The 21,179-nt window shown below is 39.8% G+C and carries 20 protein-coding genes, 1 tRNA gene, 1 rRNA gene and 1 pseudogene; 2 read left to right on the forward strand and 21 right to left on the reverse strand.

What is annotated here, in order from left to right; translation table 11 throughout:
* The 3 genes from LG372_RS09050 to rlmD all read right to left on the reverse strand — a co-directional run.
* Positions 1–61: ribosomal RNA gene (locus tag LG372_RS09050) — 16S ribosomal RNA — on the reverse strand; the annotation flags it as partial.
* Positions 62–302: 241 nt separating this feature from the next.
* Positions 303–374: transfer RNA gene (locus LG372_RS09055), tRNA-Glu, on the reverse strand.
* Positions 375–433: 59 nt separating this feature from the next.
* Positions 434–1,789: a 23S rRNA (uracil(1939)-C(5))-methyltransferase RlmD gene (gene rlmD, locus LG372_RS09060; RefSeq protein WP_042750245.1), complete on the reverse strand. Its 1,356-nt coding sequence runs from the start codon at positions 1,787–1,789 to the stop codon at positions 434–436.
* Between the two features lie 37 nt (positions 1,790–1,826).
* Between rlmD and recX the strand changes: the two genes are divergently transcribed.
* Together recX and LG372_RS09070 are read left to right on the forward strand one after the other, a co-directional pair.
* Positions 1,827–2,603, forward strand: a complete 777-nt coding sequence (gene recX / locus LG372_RS09065; RefSeq protein WP_042750243.1) for a recombination regulator RecX — start codon at positions 1,827–1,829, stop codon at positions 2,601–2,603.
* Positions 2,604–2,691: 88 nt separating this feature from the next.
* Positions 2,692–3,225 (forward strand): DUF402 domain-containing protein, encoded by a 534-nt coding sequence (locus LG372_RS09070; protein WP_000775316.1) that lies wholly within the window; start codon positions 2,692–2,694, stop codon positions 3,223–3,225.
* Between the two features lie 69 nt (positions 3,226–3,294).
* On the opposite strand, the gene LG372_RS09075 is transcribed toward LG372_RS09070, so the two are convergent.
* The 18 genes and pseudogenes from LG372_RS09075 to LG372_RS09160 form a co-directional block, all read right to left on the reverse strand.
* A complete protein-coding gene (locus tag LG372_RS09075) occupies positions 3,295–4,062 on the reverse strand; it encodes an epoxyqueuosine reductase QueH (RefSeq protein ID WP_000567567.1) in 768 nt (255 codons plus the stop codon).
* A gap of 137 nt (positions 4,063–4,199) precedes the next feature.
* On the reverse strand, positions 4,200–5,822 hold the full coding sequence (groL, locus tag LG372_RS09080) for a chaperonin GroEL (RefSeq protein WP_140224428.1): 1,623 nt from the start codon (positions 5,820–5,822) through the stop codon (positions 4,200–4,202).
* A gap of 15 nt (positions 5,823–5,837) precedes the next feature.
* A complete protein-coding gene (gene groES, locus LG372_RS09085) occupies positions 5,838–6,122 on the reverse strand; it encodes a co-chaperone GroES (protein WP_000917323.1) in 285 nt (94 codons plus the stop codon).
* 155 nt (positions 6,123–6,277) lie between these two features.
* Positions 6,278–6,673, reverse strand: a complete 396-nt coding sequence (locus LG372_RS09090; protein WP_070479688.1) for a single-stranded DNA-binding protein — start codon at positions 6,671–6,673, stop codon at positions 6,278–6,280.
* A 76-nt stretch (positions 6,674–6,749) separates the two neighbouring features.
* Positions 6,750–7,511 (reverse strand): SDR family NAD(P)-dependent oxidoreductase, encoded by a 762-nt coding sequence (locus tag LG372_RS09095; RefSeq protein WP_140224429.1) that lies wholly within the window; start codon positions 7,509–7,511, stop codon positions 6,750–6,752.
* A 41-nt stretch (positions 7,512–7,552) separates the two neighbouring features.
* On the reverse strand, positions 7,553–8,179 hold the full coding sequence (gene ytpR, locus LG372_RS09100) for a YtpR family tRNA-binding protein (RefSeq protein WP_140224430.1): 627 nt from the start codon (positions 8,177–8,179) through the stop codon (positions 7,553–7,555).
* Between the two features lie 15 nt (positions 8,180–8,194).
* A complete protein-coding gene (locus tag LG372_RS09105) occupies positions 8,195–8,512 on the reverse strand; it encodes a thioredoxin family protein (protein ID WP_225742648.1) in 318 nt (105 codons plus the stop codon).
* Complete coding sequence (locus LG372_RS09110) at positions 8,509–8,808, reverse strand: DUF4651 domain-containing protein (RefSeq protein ID WP_140224431.1); 300 nt, start codon at positions 8,806–8,808, stop codon at positions 8,509–8,511. Before LG372_RS09110 ends, LG372_RS09105 begins: the two co-directional genes overlap by 4 nt.
* A gap of 204 nt (positions 8,809–9,012) precedes the next feature.
* Positions 9,013–10,086, reverse strand: a complete 1,074-nt coding sequence (locus LG372_RS09115; RefSeq protein ID WP_181146406.1) for an N-acetylmuramoyl-L-alanine amidase family protein — start codon at positions 10,084–10,086, stop codon at positions 9,013–9,015.
* Between the two features lie 119 nt (positions 10,087–10,205).
* The gene (locus LG372_RS09120; protein ID WP_225742649.1) at positions 10,206–11,813 is read right to left on the reverse strand and encodes a CTP synthase; all 1,608 of its coding nucleotides are present in this window, start codon (positions 11,811–11,813) and stop codon (positions 10,206–10,208) included.
* A 236-nt stretch (positions 11,814–12,049) separates the two neighbouring features.
* On the reverse strand, positions 12,050–12,637 hold the full coding sequence (gene rpoE / locus LG372_RS09125; RefSeq protein WP_000418409.1) for a DNA-directed RNA polymerase subunit delta: 588 nt from the start codon (positions 12,635–12,637) through the stop codon (positions 12,050–12,052).
* 131 nt (positions 12,638–12,768) lie between these two features.
* On the reverse strand, positions 12,769–14,346 hold the full coding sequence (locus LG372_RS09130; RefSeq protein ID WP_225742650.1) for a hypothetical protein: 1,578 nt from the start codon (positions 14,344–14,346) through the stop codon (positions 12,769–12,771).
* A 71-nt stretch (positions 14,347–14,417) separates the two neighbouring features.
* Positions 14,418–15,638, reverse strand: a complete 1,221-nt coding sequence (locus tag LG372_RS09135; protein WP_225742651.1) for a DNA cytosine methyltransferase — start codon at positions 15,636–15,638, stop codon at positions 14,418–14,420.
* Between the two features lie 119 nt (positions 15,639–15,757).
* Positions 15,758–15,970, reverse strand: coding sequence for a hypothetical protein (locus LG372_RS09140; RefSeq protein ID WP_225742652.1), 213 nt, complete (start codon positions 15,968–15,970; stop codon positions 15,758–15,760).
* A 278-nt stretch (positions 15,971–16,248) separates the two neighbouring features.
* On the reverse strand, positions 16,249–17,169 hold the full coding sequence (locus LG372_RS09145; RefSeq protein WP_225742656.1) for an AAA family ATPase: 921 nt from the start codon (positions 17,167–17,169) through the stop codon (positions 16,249–16,251).
* Positions 17,112–17,579 carry a hypothetical protein gene (locus LG372_RS09150; RefSeq protein WP_225742653.1) on the reverse strand — a complete coding sequence of 156 codons (468 nt, stop codon included), beginning with the start codon at positions 17,577–17,579 and terminating at the stop codon, positions 17,112–17,114. The genes LG372_RS09145 and LG372_RS09150 overlap by 58 nt, the downstream gene beginning before the upstream one ends.
* A 14-nt stretch (positions 17,580–17,593) precedes the next feature.
* Positions 17,594–20,245 carry a valine--tRNA ligase gene (locus LG372_RS09155; RefSeq protein WP_225742654.1) on the reverse strand — a complete coding sequence of 884 codons (2,652 nt, stop codon included), beginning with the start codon at positions 20,243–20,245 and terminating at the stop codon, positions 17,594–17,596.
* Between the two features lie 13 nt (positions 20,246–20,258).
* A pseudogene (locus LG372_RS09160) lies at positions 20,259–21,062 on the reverse strand (DEAD/DEAH box helicase); the annotation flags it as partial.
* Positions 21,063–21,179: the final 117 nt, after the last annotated feature.

The raw sequence follows: 21,179 nt of genomic DNA on the forward strand, positions 1-21,179 counted from the left end.
CTTGCATGTATTAGGCACGCCGCCAGCGTTCGTCCTGAGCCAGGATCAAACTCTCATTAAAAGTTTGAGTTCTCACTCATTTCTGTCACTGACAGATTTATTGTTTTTTCATTGTTCAGTACTACAATCTTAGTTGTAGTGCCCTGCACATTGGTTCGTCTTGTTCAGTTTTCAAAGGTCTTTGTCACTCACTTCTCTCAAGTGACAACTATATTAGTATATCACAGCTGCTTTTTCTTGTCAACACTTTTTTGAAACTTTTTTAATCTTTTTTCATCAAGTGTTCCACCCGCAACATACCATAGTCCGTACGGGATTCGAACCCGTGTTACCGCCGTGAAAAGGCGGTGTCTTAACCCCTTGACCAACGGACCAGAGTTATTTTCAACTCTTACTATTATACAGACTTTTCATACTTTGTCAACTACTTTTTTTATCTTTTTTTAATTAATTTTACAACTGCTTCCGTTCGAGCGGTGTGCGGGAACATATCGACCGACTGGATATAATGGATATCATAGACTTCTACTAACCTTACCAAATCACGAGCCAAGGTCGAAACATTGCAAGAAATATAGACCATTTTTTCTGGTACATAGGTAAGAATAGTATCTAATAACTTATCATCCAGACCTGTACGTGGTGGATCCACAATCAGAGCATCTGCTCGGTAACCTTCCTTATACCAGCGAGGAATAATCTCTTCTGCCGTTCCAGCTTCATAATGAGTATTGTCAAATCCCATTCTTTTAGCATTTCGCTTGGCATCTTCAATAGCTTCTGGAATAATATCCATACCTCTGAGTGTTTTTACTTTCTTTGCAAAGGCAAAACCAATCGTTCCAACTCCACAATAAGCGTCAATCAAATGGTCTTCTTTATTAACATCCAAGGCTTTTACCGCCTCGTTATAAAGAACTTCTGTTTGTTCAGGATTTAGTTGATAAAAAGCTCGAGGAGATAGTGAAAATTCATAATCGAGTACACCTTCTTGAATACTCTCTTGTCCCCAGATAATCTCTGTCTTTTCACCATAAATTTCACTGGTTTTAGCTGTATTTGTATTCACAGCTACTGTCACAACTTCTGGAAAATCTTTAACTAAGTCTTTCACTAGTTGGGTTAAATTAAGCTGACGATTTGTAACAATAATAATCTGAACCTGTCTAGTCTTTCTTGCTCGTCGGACCATTATAGTTCTAACACCTAGAACTTTTCTCTCATCCGTGATTGGAATCTGGTGATAAGTAAGTAATTCTGCTAGACGATTAGCAATCACTTGGGTTTCCTTGTCTTGTACCAGGCAGTCTTTCAACTCTACTAAATAGTGAGAGTTTTGTGCATATAAGCCCGCCTTGACCTGATTTTTAAATTTTCGAGTCTGAAATTGTAACTTGGCACGGTAGTACTTTGGTTCCTGCATTCCAATAGTTGGACGGATTTCATAGTTTTCATATCCTGCAGGAGCAAATTTTTTCAGTGCTTGATGAAGTAAGTCCGTCTTGAACTCTAGCTGCTTATCATAATGCAGATGCATGATTTGGCAGCCTCCGCATTCATTGTAAATAGTACAAGCTGGTACAACTCGAAATTTAGACTTCTTGTTAACTTTTAATAATTTTGCTTCAACAAAGTTGCGTTTAATAGAAGTAATCTGACAATAGATATCTTCTCCTTTTAAAGCTCCAGGTACAAAAACTAATGTTTTTTGGTAAAAACCGATTCCTTCACCATTAATTCCCATGCGCTTGATTTTTAATGGTATTTTTTGTTTCACTTTCAGATTCATACCCCTATCTTATCACATTTTGAGTTATAATAGAACTATGAAAATCACAAAACTTGAAAAGAAAAAAAGACTCTATCTGATGGAGCTTGATAATGGCGACAAATGCTACATTACTGAAGATACAATTGTTCGTTTTATGTTATCAAGAGATAAGGTGATAAGCCAAGAAGAATTGAAAGAGATTCAGGACTTTGCCAAATTTTCTTACGGTAAGAATCTAGCCCTCTACCACCTATCCTTTAAAGCACGTACTGAAAAAGAGGTCAGAGAATATCTGAAAAAATACGATATTGATGAAGACATAGCTTCCCAAGTCATTGCTAATCTTAAAGAAGATAATTGGATTAATGATGGCCATTACGCTTATGCTATCATCAATGCTAATCAACTTTCAGGAGACAAGGGACCTTATGTACTGACTCAGAAACTAGTACAAAAGGGGATTTCAAAATCTACTATAGAGGAGACCTTGAAAGAATTTGATTTTTCGGAAGTTGCTCAACGTGTAGCTAATAAACTATTGAAAAAATATGAAGGAAAACTTCCAGCTCGTGCCTTACAAGATAAGATTATCCAAAATCTGACCAACAAGGGTTTTTCCTATTCTGATGCTAAAAGTGCCTTTGACGAATTGGATAGTCAAGTTGACCAAGAAACGACTCAGGAACTCATCTTCAAGGAACTCGATAAGCAATATGCCAAGTATTCCCGAAAATATGAAGGATACGAACTTAAACAGCGTTTAACCCAAGTTTTAACACGAAAGGGCTACGATTTTTCGGATATAGCAAGCGCTCTCAGAGAATATCTTTAATATTTTCATGTAAAATTCACAGATTTTAGGTAATTTTATGGTACAATAGTAAACGATAAACTTATAAATTGTAGAAAGTTGGTTAGTTATGAAACTTCCAAAAGAAGGCGACTTTATTACAATTCAAAGTTATAAGCATGATGGGAGTCTCCACCGAACTTGGCGGGACACCATGGTACTAAAAACAACAGAAAACGCCATTATTGGTGTCAACGATCATACACTGGTTACCGAAAGTGATGGTCGTCGTTGGGTCACTCGAGAACCGGCTATTGTTTACTTTCACAAGAAATATTGGTTTAATATCATTGCCATGATTCGTGATAATGGAATTTCCTACTATTGCAATATGGCTAGCCCCTACTATCTGGATGAAGAAGCACTGAAGTATATTGATTACGATTTGGATGTTAAAATTTTTACAGATGGGGAAAAACGTCTCTTGGACGTTGAGGAGTATGAGCGTCACAAACGCAAAATGAATTATTCTGATGACTTGGACTATATTTTAAAAGAACATGTCAAAATTCTTGTTGATTGGATTAACAATGGACGAGGTCCTTTCTCAGAAGCCTATGTAAACATTTGGTACAAGCGCTATGTAGAACTAAAGAATCGGTAAAGTTGTCAAACTAGGGTGAAAGCCCTGGTTTTTTATTTGAAAAACCCAGCTTTTCAGCTGGATTGGTCTCTATATATCTAATTTTGTAACTGTAAATTTGATATGGGAATAGTCTTTTTCAACATCCTTATCCAGCAAGAAAGCCGTTGCGTCCTTCTTAACCTGAACCAGGTCAATGTTCTGCGCCTGAGCTGCATAGACGCATCCACAATAACATTGACGGTAGATGTCATACTCTTCACACATCTCTACTGAACGTTTGTATCCTTGATTTTTCTTGAAATCACTTGGAAGATAGTGAGTAGTATAAATCTTTTGCACATCGATTCCGATGCTGTTAATGGTTTGAGAGTTCTTATGAGGACTGATGGTCAAGGCTGAGCCAAAGTAGTCAAAGCCCAAATCCATAGCCACTTGTGCTGTCTTATCCAGGCGGTAGTCAAAGCAAACCTTGCAACGGTCGCCACCTTCTGGCTCTTCTTCCAGTCCTCTGACTAACTTACGATATTCATTTGGTTCGTAGGGAGCTTCTAGATACTGGACCGTATTTCCTGTCCGCTCATTGAAATCACTGACAAACTTTTTAGTCACATAGGCACGCTTATGGTATTCTGCCTTGGGATGGATATTAGAATTGGCAAAATAGATAGTCACATCTGCATACTTGGTCAAATATTCGAGGGTATAGGTACTGCAAGGGGCACAGCAAACATGCATGAGAATGGTTGGCCGTTGCTCATTTTTCTCCCATACTTGTACCATCTTCTGCATAACACGGTCATAATTAATTTTCTGATTGGGGTTCATCTTGCTCAGAATTTCTTCTACATCGATCATGTTCTTCTCCTTTTTCTAGTCTTATTTTATCATATAAGTTAGGAGAGCTCAAATCAATTTAGAAGTGAATATCATAAAAAGGAGGGTTAGTCATTCCCTCCTTTTGTGTTTTTTATAAGTTGTTTTCTATAGAAAGCTTACATCATGCCGCCCATCATGCTTGGATCCATTGTTGGAGCTGGGGCCACTGGTTCTGGTTTATTGGCTACGACTGCTTCTGTAGTCAAAATCAAGCTGGCTACAGATGCTGCATTTTGTAAAGCTGAACGACTCACTTTAACTGGGTCGATGATTCCCTCTTCAATCATGTTGACCCATTCGCCAGTTGCTGCATTGAAGCCTGTACCAAGCTCGGCATTTTTCAAACGATCGATAACGATAGAGCCTTCAAATCCTGCATTGTGGGCGATCTGACGAACAGGTTCTTCCAAAGCACGGAGAACAATATTGCGTCCTGTTGCTTCATCTCCTGTCAATTCCAAATCAGCTACGGCAGGGATAACATTTACAAGGGCTGTTCCACCACCAGCAACAATTCCTTCTTCCACGGCTGCACGAGTAGCGTTGAGGGCATCTTCAATGCGGAGTTTCATTTCTTTCAACTCAGTCTCAGTTGCAGCTCCTACCTTAATAACCGCTACACCACCTGACAATTTGGCCAAGCGTTCTTGCAATTTTTCACGATCAAATTCAGATGTTGTAGTTTCGATTTGAGACTTGATAACCGCAACACGGTGAGAAATCGCTTCAGGATTTCCAGCACCTTCTACGATAACAGTGCTATCTTTGTCCACAGTTACTCTCACTGCTTGACCAAGTGCTTCAATTGTCGCATCTTTCAACTCAAGACCTAGATCTTCTGTGATAACTGTTCCACCTGTTAAGATGGCGATATCTTCAAGCATTGCTTTACGACGGTCACCAAAACCAGGTGCCTTGACTGCTACCACGTTGAAGGTCCCACGAATCTTATTCAAAACAAGTGTAGGCAATGCTTCACCATCCACATCATCCGCAATAATCAAGAGTGGACGACTGCTTTGGAGAATACTTTCTAGGAGCGGCAAGATTTCTTGGATATTTGAGATCTTCTTATCAGTAATCAAAATGTATGGATTTTCAAGGTCAGCCACCATTTTTTCGCTATCTGTCACCATGTACTGTGAAAGGTAACCACGGTCGAACTGCATTCCTTCAACAACTTCCAGTTCTGTTTCCATACCACGTGACTCTTCGATAGTGATGACACCATCTTTTCCAACCTTTTCCATGGCTTCAGAGATGTACTCACCGACTTTTTCAGAACGAGAAGAGACAGCAGCAACCTGAGCGATGGCTTCTTTGTTGGCAACAGGGATAGCGTTGTTTTTCAAGGCTTCTACTGCTGCAGCAACTGCTGTTTCAATACCGCGACGAATGCCGATTGGATTTGCGCCTGCTGTGACGTTTTTGATTCCTTCGCGGACTATCGCTTGGGTCAAAACAGTTGCAGTTGTAGTCCCGTCACCTGCGATATCATTGGTTTTTGAAGCTACTTCTGATACCAATTTGGCACCCATATTTTCAAAATGGTCTTCCAATTCGATTTCTTTGGCAATGGTCACACCATCATTGGTAATCAAGGGTGAACCAAATGATTTTTCAAGAACGACATTACGACCTTTTGGTCCCAAGGTTACTTTAACAGTGTCTGCAAGGATATCGACACCACGAACCATAGCTGAACGGGCATCTGATGAAAATTTAATTTCTTTTGACATACTTACTTTCTCCTTCTATTCTTCAATGATTGCCAAGATGTTAGCTTCGCCAACGATGATGTACTTTTCATCGCCATCTTTAACATCAAGACCTGCATGGGCTTCAACTAAGACACGATCTCCAGCTTTAACACTTGGAGCAACCAAGTCACCGTTCAAGGTACGAACACCTTGTCCAGTAGCCACAACTTGGGCTGTTTTGGTTTTTTCTTGGGCTGAGCCTGCAAGGACAAAGCCACCAACAGTTTGTTCTTTTTCTTCGATTTTTAAGACCACACGGTCTCCTAATGGTTTCAACATCTGCTTTCCTCCATAATGAGATAGATATCATTAGCACTCTTTGTATTCGAGTGCTAATTCATAGTTCTATTGTATCACTTGGTCAAAAATAGTCAAGAAAAAAGTCTGACTTTCTCAAGATAAAAAGCCTGAGACCAACTCAGACTTTTTAATGTTTAAAATGGCAATTCTTCCTCTTCCAAGACCAAATCCGCCAAATCTTGGCCTGCATTATTTTCACGCATGGCACGTTGGGCGCGACTTTCCAAGAGTTGGAATCCTGTGACAAGTACTTCGGTCACGTAGTTCATTTGACTATTTTTCTCAAAACGACGGGTACGAAGTTCTCCATCCACAGAGATAAGACTACCTTTAGTTGCGTAGCTGGCCAAGCTTTCTGCTAGTCTGCCCCAAAGAACCATATTGACAAAGTCAGCTTCACGCTCCCCATTTTGGTCTTTGTAACGACGGTTCACAGCGATAGTTGCTCGCGCTACTGACTTGTCATTGTTGGTTTTGTGCAATTCTGGTGTAGACGTTAAACGTCCGATTAAGATAACTTTATTATACATATTTTTTCCTCCTACTTATCTATTCGTAGGAAATCAAAAAAAGTTACAGAAATTTGTAACTTTTCGAGAAAATTTTTTATTTTTTATGAACCATGAAACCTGTTGCCTGTTGATTTGCCATAATGGTCATATCTGTAATCTGCACACGGCGAGGTTGATTGGTCACATAGATAACTGTATCAGCGATATCTTGTGCCTGCAAGGCTTCGATTCCTTGGTAAACGGACGCAGCTCGTTCTTTATCACCGTGAAAACGTACCATCGAAAAATCTGTTTCGACAATTCCAGGCTGAATGGTGGTCACCTTGATATCCGTTGCGATGGTATCAATTCGCAGACCATCTGAAAAGGTCTTAACCGCTGCCTTGGTAGCTGAATAAACAGCGGCACCAGCATAGGCGTAGATTCCTGCGGTTGACCCCATGTTGATGATATGTCCTTGATTGGCCTTTACCATTGCTGGCAAGAAACAGCGAGTGACTGCCATCAAACCTTTGACATTTGTATCCAGCATGGTCAACATATCCAGCTCTTCATAGTCCTGATAAGGTGCTAAACCTAGAGCCAGACCGGCGTTATTAACCAAGATGTCAATCTTCCCTATCGTTTCTAGAATATTGGAGCAAACAGTCTTCACCATGGTCATATTCGTCACATCTAGTGGAAAGATCCAGACAGTTTGATTTGGGAAGGCTTCTGCAAACTCCGACTTAAGAGCTTCTAACCTGTCTGTCCGTCGTCCGGTTAGAACGACATTCTCACCCTGCTCCAGATAAGCACGCGCAATCGCTTCACCGATTCCTGATGTCGCCCCTGTAATCACAACATTTTTTGCCATCTTATTTCCTTCTATCTGGTCTATCAGATATTAACAACTTCTTAGGCAGTCCAATGTTTAGCTGGATCAAATGGAGTTCCAACAACTTGGTCTTCTGATAATTCAATAATACCTCGTTTTTGCGGAGCATTTGGCAGATGCAATTCACGAGGGCTACACATCATGCCAAAACTCTTTTCACCACGAAGTTCACCTGGGAAAATAAGATTGCCTTTGGGCATCATAGCTCCTGGAAGAGCTACAATGGTTTTCAATCCAACACGCGCATTAGGAGCCCCTGCAACGATTTGCACTGTCTTGTCACTTGCGACTGCTACTTGACAGATATTGAGGTGGTCACTATCTGGATGGGCTACCATCTCGACAATTTCACCAACAACAAACTTAGGTTCCTTATCATTAACAATTTCTTCTTTAAAACCTTCCGCCTGCAATTCTTGGTTCAAACGAGCTACTTGCTCATCTGATAAAAAGACTTGACCGCGCTCTGCAATTTCAAACAAACTTGAAACTTCGAAAATATTCCATGCCACTGTTTCCCCATTATCTTTGAGGAAAACACGAGCTACCTTGCCTTTGCGCTCCACATCTAGTTTGGCATCTCCGCTATTTTTCACGATGACCATAAGGACATCACCGACATGTTCTTTATTATATGTAAAAATCATTGTTTCCTTTTTCTCCTACTTCAGTCTTGCTAAAAAGTCGTTAATTTGTTGCTTGCTTTTACGGTCGCGATTGACAAAACGACCGATTTCCTTGTCCTTTTCTAGAACAACAAGGCTAGGGATTCCGTAAACATCCCAGAGTTTAGCCAAATCCATATACTGGTCTCGGTCCACTCGAATAAAGGTGAACTCTGGATTGGTCTCCTCAATTTCTGGCAAGGCAGGATAGATATAACGACAATCGCCACACCAGTCCGCCACAAAAAGAAAGACTTTCTTGCCATCCTTTTCAACTAAAGATGCCAATTCTTCTAAACTTGCTGGCTGTATCATAAGACTTCCTCCTCATAGACTAGGTCTTCATTTTCATAGATAAAGGTATAATGACGGCCATCCTCAAAAATGACACCACCGACTAGTCGTTCTAGACTACTTTCATAAACTTGAACATAGAGAGTCGCAATTTCCCCCATATCTGAAAAATGGTCTCGCACAATCGCTGTCAACTCTTCCTGAGTCTTCATGAGCTTACGATCATCTGCAACTTTTTTCGTAGCAAGGGCAAGGCTCCCAATACCAAGCAGAGCCAGACCTGCCATCCACATTTTTTTAGCTTTCATACCATTCATTTTAACACAAAAAAGGCTTTAGGACAAATGAGGAAGCAGCAGAAAAGCAAGTAAAAAGCCTCTTCCTTTAAGGAAAAGGACTTCTTATACTCAATGAAAATCAAAGAGCAAACTAGGAAGCTAGCCGCAGGTTGCTCAAAGCACTGCTTTGAGGTTGTGGATAAAGCTGACGTGGTTTGAAGAGATCTTCGAAGAGTATTATTCTTATTGCCAGGCACCTGAGTTGCCAACGTAGTAACCATCAGGTGTGTAGGTATTGCGAAGCATCTTACCTGATGAAGCCAGATAATACCACTTACCATTGTCTTTGACCCAATCATTCGCAATCATGGCACCAGAAGAACTTACATAATACCATTCTCCCTTGTCATAAACCCAAGTGCTTGCTTTCATGGCTCCTGAATTTGATAAATAGTACCACTTGCCTTGATCGTAAAGCCAGTCACTCGCAATCATGGCTCCTGATGATTTAAAGGCATACCAGTTGCTACCTTGATAAAGCCAAGTTTGATTGAACATGACTCCTTTATCATTCATAAAGTACCAAGTTCCCTTGTCATAAACCCAATCCTTCTGCACTAATTGACCTTGTTGTTGATAGTACCAGTTTTGGTTTGATTTTAGCCAGCTTTCTGCTTTTACAATCGGATAAAGTTCTTTGAAAGATCCTCCATCATATTTGTGACTGATAGATTTTAGTTTTTCAAGTTTCAACTCACTATTGTCATAGTCTACCCAAGCATATACTTTTTGACCATTGACAGTCTCTGGTAAGGTAGCAGTGTAGGTCTTGGTTTGATAGTCCCATTTAGCATCGAGGTAAGTGTATTGATTATTTGATTCTTCAATACGGTAGTAGCCTCTCTTTCCACTATCATTATGAATATCATCCACAACTTTCGTTGACCAGGTCTTTACTTCATTTCCGCTCTTGGCTTCTACCTTGATATCTCCTCTATAGCCATATGGAACGTAGAAATTCAGGTAACGCCCCTCTACGCCCATCATAGACTTGTCCTTTTCTTGACCTAGGAAATTGACAGTTTGATCTTGACCATCGAGACTAACCGTCCACTCGATTTTCTCGGTTTTTGGCAAATCCAAGACTTTGATATCCACTTCATGACCATTGTTAAACCGAAGAATCTTGCCATCTTGGTACTGTACTCCACACTTAACAACCCATTCTTCTTTAAGCTCAAATGCCTGCCCTGAATGTGGAAAAGCCAGTAAAGCTAGACCAGCTAGAGACAAACCAAATAATGTGATTTTTTTCATTGTAGTTCCTCCTTAGTTGTTATTATGTTAATTATATCACTATGTTTTTATTTTGCAACTCATATCCTAAATATGCAAGCAAAAAACCTCTGAGATTGTTCTCAAAGGTTATAATCTAGCTAATTGCTGTTCTCAACTGCTGCAGTGACAAAGGCTGTGTAGAGTTCTTCTGGGCGGTTTGGACGACTTGACAGTTCAGGGTGATACTGACAAGCTACAAAGAATTTATTTTCTGGAATTTCCACGATTTCGACCAAACGATTATCTGGAGAAACTCCTGAGAAGACAAAGCCTGCTGCCTCAAACTGCTCACGGAAGGCGTTGTTAAACTCATAGCGGTGACGATGACGGCGTTGCACCACTTCTTGATTGTGGTAAGCAGCTGCTGCCTTAGAGCCACGTTTCAACTTAGATGGGTAAAGTCCCAAGCGAAGGGTTCCCCCCATATCCTCAACGTCAATCTGATCACGCATGATATCAATGATAGGGTATTTTGTTTCTGGTGCAAGTTCTGCAGAATTGGCACCTTCAAGACCCAAAACGTGACGAGCAAACTCGATACAAGTCAACTGCATTCCCAAGCAGACACCCAACATAGGAACATCATTCTCACGCGCATAGCGGATGGCTTGAATTTTCCCTTCTGTGCCACGTTGGCCAAAACCTCCTGGTACGATGATGCCGTCAGCATCAAACAAAAGCTCTGCCACATTCTCTGCTGTCACATCATTGGCATTGATCCAATTTATCTTAACTTCTGCGTCGTTGGCATAACCAGAGTGTTTCAAGGCTTCGACCACAGAAATGTAGGCATCTTGCAACTCCACATACTTACCAACAAGGGAAATCTTAACTTGTTTCTTGAGGTTCATGACCTTGTCCACCATGGCTGACCATTCTGTCATATCTGCTACTGGTGCGTCTAATTTCAAGTGGTCACAAACAATCTGGTCCATACCTTGTGCCTGCAAATTCAACGGAATTTGGTAAAGATGTTCAACGTCTAAAGACTCGATAACGGCTTCTGGTGCCACATCACAGAACTGGGCCAGTTTGTTTTTAATTCCCTGACCAGCTGGCTCTTCTGTACGAATAACCAACATATTTGGCTGGATTCCCAAGCCACGTAATTCTTTGACAGAGTGTTGGGTTGGTTTGGTTTTCATTTCACCAGCGGCCTTGAGGTATGGAAGCAAGGTTGTATGGATGTACATAACATTATCCGCACCAACATCTGCCTTCATCTGACGAAGAGCCTCTAAGAATGGCAAGGACTCGATATCTCCTACTGTTCCACCAACCTCTGTGATAATGACATCAGAGTCGGTCGTTACAGCGGCACGCTTGATTTTTTCTTTCAAAGCATCTGTAATATGAGGAATGACTTGAACAGTTGCCCCAAGGTATTCTCCACGGCGTTCTTTACGAAGAACTTCACTGTAAATTTTACCAGTTGTCACGTTGGAATATTTGTTAAGATTGATATCGATGAAACGTTCATAGTGACCCAAGTCCAAATCTGTCTCAGCTCCGTCATCTGTCACAAAAACTTCCCCGTGCTGGTAAGGACTCATAGTTCCCGGATCGATATTGATATAAGGGTCAAACTTTTGAATGGTTACTTTGAGACCACGATTTTTCAAGAGACGGCCCAGACTCGCTGCTACAATCCCTTTCCCAATAGACGATACCACACCACCAGTTACAAAAATATATTTCGTAGACATAGATTCCTCTTTCTAAAATGCTCAAGGCCTTGCTGACTACGAGGGGACATAGAAAACAAGACCCTACTAATAAGAATAATCTGGAACGACTGCACCAGATTCACAACTAAAATACAAGAAGATAACTTCTTGAAAAAACAAAAATAGCTCCCTAAGAACTAGGGAGCCCCGACCTCTAAAAGAGGTGCCCGAACAATATGATACCTAAAAATAGGATAATTGTCAATAGCTAACTTTTATTCCTCGATGTTTTCAGTATCATCATCTGAAAACTCGTCGTCTTCTTCGTTGAGATCCACGTCTTCACCCAAGTCATCTGGGGCGATTTCGTTGATTTCTGCATCGTAAGCTTCCACTTCATTTTTCTCATCATCTGGATTTTCATCATCGTATGAAAGAGCAGGATCTGCTTCGTATGCATCTTCATCTTCTGGATCATCCGCATTGTAATCAATGGCATCTGAATCACCATCCATGAAGGCATTGACACGTTTTTTCTTAGCTTTTGGTGCTACTTCATCGTCATCGTTTTCTTCAAGAGCGATGATTTCTTCGTCGATTTCGTCCACACCATACCATGAACGAAGCCCCCATTTGTTGTCTCCAAGTGAGATGAAGCTACCGTCAAAGTTCAACTCTGTGTAGAACAAAGGCAAGGCTTCACGGATATCGCTGTTTGATGTTCCAAGGTAGTTTTGAATTTCGTTTACAAGATCGCTAAAATGCATCTCATGATCGCGACCACGAAGTTCCAAGATAGCACGCGCTACCTCAATCATAGATAGTTCACTTTTTTCTTGCCCAGCAAATACTTCTAATTCCAAAGCGTTTCTCCTCATTTATACTACTATCGCCAGAGCGAACAGACTCTGACCTCATTTTATCATTTACTCTTTATTTTACGATAATTTTGCAGAATAGTCAAAGGTTAAATGGGAGAAAGTGACAGGACTTTTTATTTCTTTGCTCCCCAGCCAATGGTGTCGTGAGGTGGATTTTCAGTATCAATCCAGATAAATTCAATACCGATTTCCCCATTTTTAAACTTAGTCAAACGAATACCGTTGATTTCCAGTTCATTGAGTCGTTGACCTGTCAATACCTCTCGTTCCTTCAACTGAAAAACTCCACGTAAAATCCAATTTCCAAGAATTTCTTGCTTATCGGTTGACTGAATAGCCTTGCCAGCTTCTTGGTTGATATAGGCGTTAATAACATCACCAGAAGATAAAAAGCGTAGTTTAAAAGTTCTTTCTTCTTTAGATAGAGCTAATTTTTTAGTTCCAGGCTCAAAAGCCCCAAATCCAAGACCAAAGAAGTCTGGCCTTTCATCGTGGAAATTTTTGGAGTCTGGCAGAGGAATGTAAACTTCACTAACTGGACGATAAACCAGCTGTTCAATTTCTTTAATGAGTCTTTCATTACCAGTCTCGTGGACAAAGTTTATCAAATCCTCACGAATCGCCTTCATCTGAGCTTTTTCTTCCTTGCTAGTCCATTTTTTCAAGAGAATTTCCTCTAGTGAGAAAGTCATAAAAGCTAGTTCTTCTGGAGCCATACTGTCTTTGAATTTATCCCGAATCTTTAAAATCCGTGGCAAGCGATTTTTTTTGGCTATTTTTAAACCGCCGTTAAAGGCATTGAAACCAGAGTTTTCTTCCACATTTCCATGTTTATCTGTAATAACCCAAGATACTGTTTCTAAGACATCGGTTTTATCCTTTTCAGCTATCAGTAAATGAAGGTTTTCAAAGAGCAAAAAAGGATCTTCGATATAATGGACGTCCCAAGTATCTACCACAATATCTTTATTATTAAAAGTCATGTGGAGCTGGCTGTCAGCTGCCGTGTATTTGTAGTGGTGTTGTCCATCCGTAAATCGAAAATTGGTTGGATTGTTTTTGGTAGTCGATCCTTCAATGATCAGATTATCCATATCAACTGGCAAATAAGATGTTTCACCGACAAAAATCTTAGGATTTTCTCCCTTCGGTGTCGACATCAGAACGTGATATACAGCTTCAACATTGACCGAGTCCGAACTAAATCCCTTGATTTGTGCCTTAGAAGATTCGATTCTCTGATTTCTCAAAGTCGCAATCTTTCGTGCTAACTCTTCATATCGTTGATAATTTTTCTTATCTGCTGTTTCTTTATCTACTGAAATATCTGCATGGAATTTGATATCACCCAACAATTCCGTCCAAGATTGAGAATCTTTCTTAAACTGAGCGATTTTTTGGTCTCCCGAATTAATTCCAAAAGACTTAATACCCACTAGGTATTTATGATTTTCATCCACAACGACAGAGGCATCATAGGAGGTATTGGCGATATCTTCCCCAACGGCATTAAAGGCTTTTTGAAAAACAGTCTCCTGAAATTTGGAGTTGACAATCGGAGCAACATAATTCTCTGTTTGTCCCTCATCTTCAGATTCTGCCTTTTGAGAGAAAGCTTGGCTCAAGCTAGCGAAGTTGGTAATTAAGGTTTTGTATTTGTCTTTTTGTTCAGACTTTAGATGTTCCCACATAAGCACCCCTCATTTCTATTCTCAGTATATCAAAAGAAGATTAGTTTTTCACTAACCCTCTTATATATTCGTTAATTAATACTGTAAAATTCGAGATTTCCTCGTTTTTTTACCAATTTTAAATAATCTTCATCTGATAGAAGGGCTAGACCATCATCATAAGACTTGATTTTTTCAAGAGCCTGGTCATAGCTATCTACAAAGTCCTTAACATATGATTGTCCTTCAAATTGTCCATTCATCTTGGTGTAGATAATGGCAATTTTTCCTGAGCGTTCAAGCTGAAATTGCCCCTGACTTTCATTTAAAGCCTTGGCAACATTCTCCGCGATACGTTTAATCACGGGCACAACCACACTGTTTCCAGCCTGCTTGTATAGCTGACCGTTAGAAACTCCTTCTGGGATTTTAAAGGATTTAGGGTATCCTTGAACGTTAAAGGTTTCTTTCGGTGTCAACTTACGAATCTCACCACTGTCTGTCAAAATCAATGGAACGTTATGTCCACCTGTTCCCATATTTGCTGTTAGGGTAGGAACAACACCATTTTTATTTTCACGGACATATTGACGGCGCCACTGGTAGACTGTATCTTGACTTGTCACTTCAAATTTTAACTGGTCGTAGAAATTCTGCTTGCCTTCACGGTAGTAGTAGACCTCGTCTAGCTTATCACCAAAGTTAATCACATCCTGAAGACTCGTAGTCAGCTTGATTTCCTCGGGGAACTCAAACAAGTCATAGGCTTCCTTGGTATCAAAGCCAACAATGTAAATACGCTCACGGTTTTGAGGGATATTTCCATAGTCTTTCCCATTGAGAATCTTCCACTTGATGAAGTAGTTGTTCTCAGTCAAGGCTTCACGAATAACCTTGAAGGTATTGCCATGGTCATGACCGACCATGTTTTTGACGTTTTCAATAAAAATAGCACGAGGTCTGCAGCCCTCAATCATGCGAAGCAATTCAAAGAAAAGATCGCCACGATCGTCATCAAAGCCCTTGCGATAACCCGCAATACTAAAGGCCTGACAAGGGAAACCTCCCATAATCACATCCACGCGCTCAGTCGGGATGTCCCCTGGCTGAACAGCGTGAATATCACGACCATCCAAATAGGTATCTGGATGGTTTAACTGATAAGTCTGACGCGCATACTTATCAAATTCATTGGCATACACCACTCTGAACTCGTTGGTTTGTTCAAATCCCAACTCAATTCCCCCAACACCTGAGAAGAAAGCCGCAATGTTGTACTTCTCAGGTCGGTTCGAACTTACAGAATTTGTCATGTAGTAACCTGCTTTCTAAAATATTGACTTTTTAGCTTAGTTTACACAAAAGTGTTTCAATTTCCTAAGCTATAATATCATAAATACTGTACATCCCACAAAATTTATTTATAGAAATTTTACTTAAATTCCGATAAATTAAAAGAACGGCCATTCCAAAATGTGAACTTTCTTCCATTTCTTTCTTCCGTTAATTCAATTAAACATTTCTTTAGATCCTTTTTGTTTATTGCGACAAAATACTTTCTATACTCTTCAAATTGATAAAAATCAGGATTGGAACAAAAAATTAAATGTCTAGCCCATTCTTCTCCTGCACATAATTGAGCCATTATATCGTTTTTTTCCCATTTAAATTTTTTTGACTTCTCTGATTTCAACTCTATAAAAAATATTTCTTTTTCTTTTCTCGTATCAATATATAATCGCAATCTTTAGGCATAAAATGCCCAAAAGTGTATGGTAAATCTTTTTGTTTTAAATCTTCAATATTTTTTATTAATATAACATCACTATCTCCGCTAATACGGATTGTAACTGAGTAATTCTTATTTTCTCTGTTAATATAATTTCTCTTTCAGTATTTTGAGAAACATATAGACTATTTATATTATCCAATAGTTTCTGAGAAAGCGTCATTGTCATCCTCCATCTGTTCAATAATATCATAGTAATCATCTATTAACTTCTCTTGAATTCTATCGAAAATAGGAAGTGACTCAATTTTTTGTATGTCTTTTTTACAAAATGTTTCTTTTGTATCATCATATTCAAATAGATTAATTCTACCTGGGACTTCTTTCAATGAAATATTAACAAATTCTCGAACTAAATTATACGAATGAGTCGAAATGATTACTTTGACTCCAAATTCAATACAACGATTTAAAAAAGTTGCCATATTAGCTTGGGAACTAGGATCTAAGTTCATTTCTGGTTCATCAATGAATAAGATATCTCCATTTGACACTAAATGCTCAAAATATATGTCTAACCCATATAAAGATTTTGCAGATGATGATGCTACTTGGAAAGGAATGTTGTTTCTAATATATTTTAATCCACGTTTATCTTTTCTATAGAATTGGCGGAAGAAAATATCATCATTCACTTTTTCGAATTTACCTTTTATAATATTTTCAGAAAGAAAATTATATAAATCCAAATCAGAATTATCAAAAAAGCTATTAATATCAATCATATTTAAATAGTTTAAATAATCAGAAATTGGACGCGGATATTTTGATGATCTTTTATTTATTGAACCCCCATCAAAAATAGAAGAACGAGATGCTAGCAATTCCTTCCTAAAGACATTTAATCCATTTCTTTCGGCAGGTATATAAAGAATATTATTAATTTTGAATAATAATCTTCGAATAGTGAAATAATTTAATATATCTTTTAAATTTCCAATATCAATTTGGGAACTATTAATTTCAGACTCTATAAAATCAAAACTAATATTAAATTTTACATTTTTTTCATCACTTGAAATTTCGGACGTAACCCAAAATAAATGTTTTTGTATAGGAAGAGGGCTTCGCTTACTTTCTCTTTATCTTTAAAATAAATTAAGTCAATAATATCTAATATTTCTTTACTTGAAATTTTAACAGTTGTATCTTTAAAACTGCTCGATGGAATATTAAAATATTCAGGTAAAACATCTTTATTTATGTTATGTATATTATTAAGTACACTATTTGCTAATTTATTTTTTAGCAAGGATAAATCTAATGTTACTGTTCCATTATCAATTAATTCCTGAGTTACTTCATCTGTTATAAAATTACATCTAACATCATTTATTACGTTCAAAATAGCATATAAACTATAAGTTAAATAGGTCTTTCCACAATTATTGGGACCAATAAAAATCATTCCATCTGATAACTCAATATCTACCTTTTTTATAGGACCTAGATGATTAATTTCCATCTTAATTTCCTCCTTTATTTCACCAACTTCTTCATCTCATCAATACGTGCTACGGTCGCGTCGTATTTGGCTTGGTAGTCGGCTTGTTTGTCGCGTTCTTTCTGGACGACTTCTGGTTTGGCATTAGCTACGAAGCGTTCGTTAGAGAGTTTCTTGCTGACCATATCCAGTTCTTTTTGCCATTTAGCTAGTTCCTTGTCGAGACGAGCGAGTTCTTCTTCGACATTAAGGAGGTCTGCGAGTGGCAAGTAGATTTCTGCTCCTGTGATGACGCTTGACATAGCGAGTTCAGGTGCAGGGATGGTTGAGGCGATTTCCAAGTGTTCTGGATTTGTGAAGCGTTTGATGTAGTTGACATTGCTGTTAAAGAAGGCTTCCAAGTCGCTATCGCTTGTCTTAACAAGGATGGTGATAGGTTTGCTTGGCGCCACGTTTACTTCCGCACGCGCATTACGAACGGCACGGATCAAGTCTTTGAGGCTTTCTACACCTGTGTGAGCAGCAAGATCTTCAAAGGCTGGATTGACAGTTGGGTATTCTGCTGTCACGATAGAGCCTTCTGAGATTTGTCCAAAGATTTCCTCTGTCACGAATGGCATGATTGGGTGAAGGAGACGAAGGATCTTGTCCAAAGTATAAAGGAGAACAGAGCGTGTGATGACTTTCTCTTCTTCATTATCGCTGTAAAGGACTTCCTTAGTCAACTCAACGTACCAGTCCGCAAACTCATCCCAGATGAAATTGTAGAGGATATGTCCAGCGACACCAAACTCAAACTTATCAAAGTTGGCAGTTGCTTTTCCGATAGTTTCATTGAGGTTGTGGAGAATCCAGCGGTCTGTAACGTTGCCAGCTTCCTTGTTAACAACTTTTTCGACATTGGCAGTTGCTTGCTCAAGGGTCAATCCTTCATTGTTCATGAGGATGTAGCGAGAGATGTTCCAGATCTTGTTGATGAAGTTCCACGAAGCATCCATTTTTTCGTAAGAGAAGCGCACGTCTTGTCCTGGTGCAGAACCGTTTGAAAGGAACCAACGAAGGGCATCAGCACCGTATTTCTCGATGACATCCATTGGGTCAATCCCGTTACCGAGAGACTTAGACATCTTGCGTCCTTGCTCGTCACGGATAAGACCATGGATAAGGACGTTTTGGAATGGCTGACGACCCGTGAATTCCAATGATTGGAAGATCATACGAGACACCCAGAAGAAGATGATGTCGTAACCTGTAACCAAGGTTGAGGTTGGGAAGTAACGTTTGAAGTCTTCTGAGTCGACATCAGGCCAGCCCATGGTTGAGAATGGCCAAAGGGCCGAACTGAACCAAGTGTCCAAGACATCTTCGTCCTGAGTCCATCCGTCACCTTCAGGAGCTTCTTCACCGACATACATTTCACCCTCAGCATTGTACCAAGCAGGGATTTGGTGGCCCCACCAGAGTTGACGAGAGATAACCCAGTCGTGGACATTTTCCATCCATTGGAGGAAGGTATCATTGAAACGAGGTGGGTAGAATTCAACTTTGTCCTCTGTGTCTTGGTTGGCAATAGCATTTTTCGCCAATTGGTCCATTTTTACGAACCACTGAGTAGACAAGCGTGGTTCAACCACAACACCTGTACGCTCTGAGTGACCAACACTGTGGATACGTTTTTCGATTTTAACAAGGGCACCGATTTCTTCCAGCTTAGCAACGACTACCTTACGAGCTTCAAAACGGTCCATGCCTGCAAATTCGAAGGCCAAGTCGTTCATAGTTCCGTCGTCGTTCATGACGTTGACTTGTGGTAAGTTGTGTCGTTGACCAACCAAGAAGTCGTTTGGATCATGGGCAGGTGTGATTTTTACGACACCAGTACCAAACTCAGGATCTGCATGCTCATCCCCAACGATTGGGATTAATTTATTAGCAATTGGAAGGATAACATTTTTACCGATCAAGTCCTTGTAGCGTGAATCTTCTGGATTGACCGCAACCGCAACGTCCCCAAACATAGTCTCAGGACGAGTTGTGGCAACTTCAAGGGCGCGTGAGCCATCTTCCAGCATGTAGTTCATATGGTAGAAGGCACCTTCGACATCCTTGTGGATAACTTCAATATCAGAAAGAGCTGTGCGAGCTGCTGGGTCCCAGTTGATGATAAACTCACCACGGTAGATCCAGCCTTTCTTGTAAAGGTCCACAAAGACCTTGCGAACCGCTTTTGACAAACCTTCGTCAAGGGTGAAACGTTCGCGAGAGTAGTCTACAGAGAGCCCCATCTTGCCCCATTGTTCCTTGATAGTAGTGGCATATTCGTCTTTCCATTCCCAGACCTTATCGAGGAATTTCTCACGACCTAGGTCATAACGCGTAATGCCTTCACCACGCAAGCGCTCCTCAACCTTAGCCTGAGTGGCAATCCCCGCGTGGTCCATCCCTGGAAGCCAAAGCGTATCAAAACCTTGCATGCGTTTCTGACGAATAATGATATCTTGCAAAGTTGTATCCCAAGCGTGACCAAGGTGAAGTTTACCGGTTACGTTTGGTGGTGGAATCACGATTGAATAAGGCTTAGCCTTTTGATCTCCTGAAGGCTTGAAAACATCAGCATCAAGCCATTTTTGGTAACGACCAGCCTCAACCTCGGCTGGATTGTATTTAGGTGAAAGTTCTTTAGACATGTATTTGTCCTTTCTAGTTAATTTCTAAGCTACTTTGATAAGCATCTAAAATATCAATAGTATCTCTTATAATAGGGCTCTGTGTGGCTTTGTAAAGAGATTTATTCCCAATAATATAAAACTCTTCTTTAGCTCTAGTCGCTGCAACGTTTAAAATATTGGGTTCAGAGACAGCCCAGCGAGCAGCCCCCTCACTCATATTATCTGCTCCAAGCACAAAATATACAATCTTATTTTCTTTTCCTTGGAAAGTATGTACCGTCCCTACATTTATAGGTTTTCCGTTTTCCCGCTTTGTAAAACCGATTTTATCTAGTTCTTTTGCTAGTTGAACCGATACATTTTTAAAAGGAGTAATGACATAAATATCATCAAATTCCTCATGTCTTTTCTGCAACTCTTCTTTCAAATAATCAGCTTGCTCAGGAACAAATTTATCCTTAGCACCTCCACCAACGTCAAACCATTCTCCCAGACCTCGAGTTTCTTCCTTTCCTTGAACCATTAAGTTATCATAAGAAATTTTATTGGAAATACTGAACATCGGATCACTAGAACGACGATGAACCCAGAGAGGAAGTCCTATCCATGTCCCATCTTGTTTTTTAAAACCATATCTACTAGCAGAATCCATCAATTCTTGCGTTGATGATACAAGATATTTAGAGTCTATCTTGTGGTGCTGTGCTAAAAATCCTAAAATATTTTTATCCATAGTCTGTACTGGTTGTATTTGAGAAGGATCTCCAACAGCCATAATATGCTTACTTCTAAAAATAGCCCCCACACTTGCTTGAGGTAATGCCTGACCAGCTTTTCAGTCGACATTCCACGGCCATTATCTACCACCAAAATTTCTACAAAACCATCCTGTTTAAGCGCCTTGATGCTAATCACATTATCTGTCCGTCTGTGGTCAACACCATGCGCGAAA

Origin of the sequence: Streptococcus sp. Marseille-Q5112, assembly GCF_916700555.1 — a bacterium.
In the GTDB taxonomy this organism is placed as follows: Bacteria; Bacillota; Bacilli; order Lactobacillales; family Streptococcaceae; genus Streptococcus; species Streptococcus symci.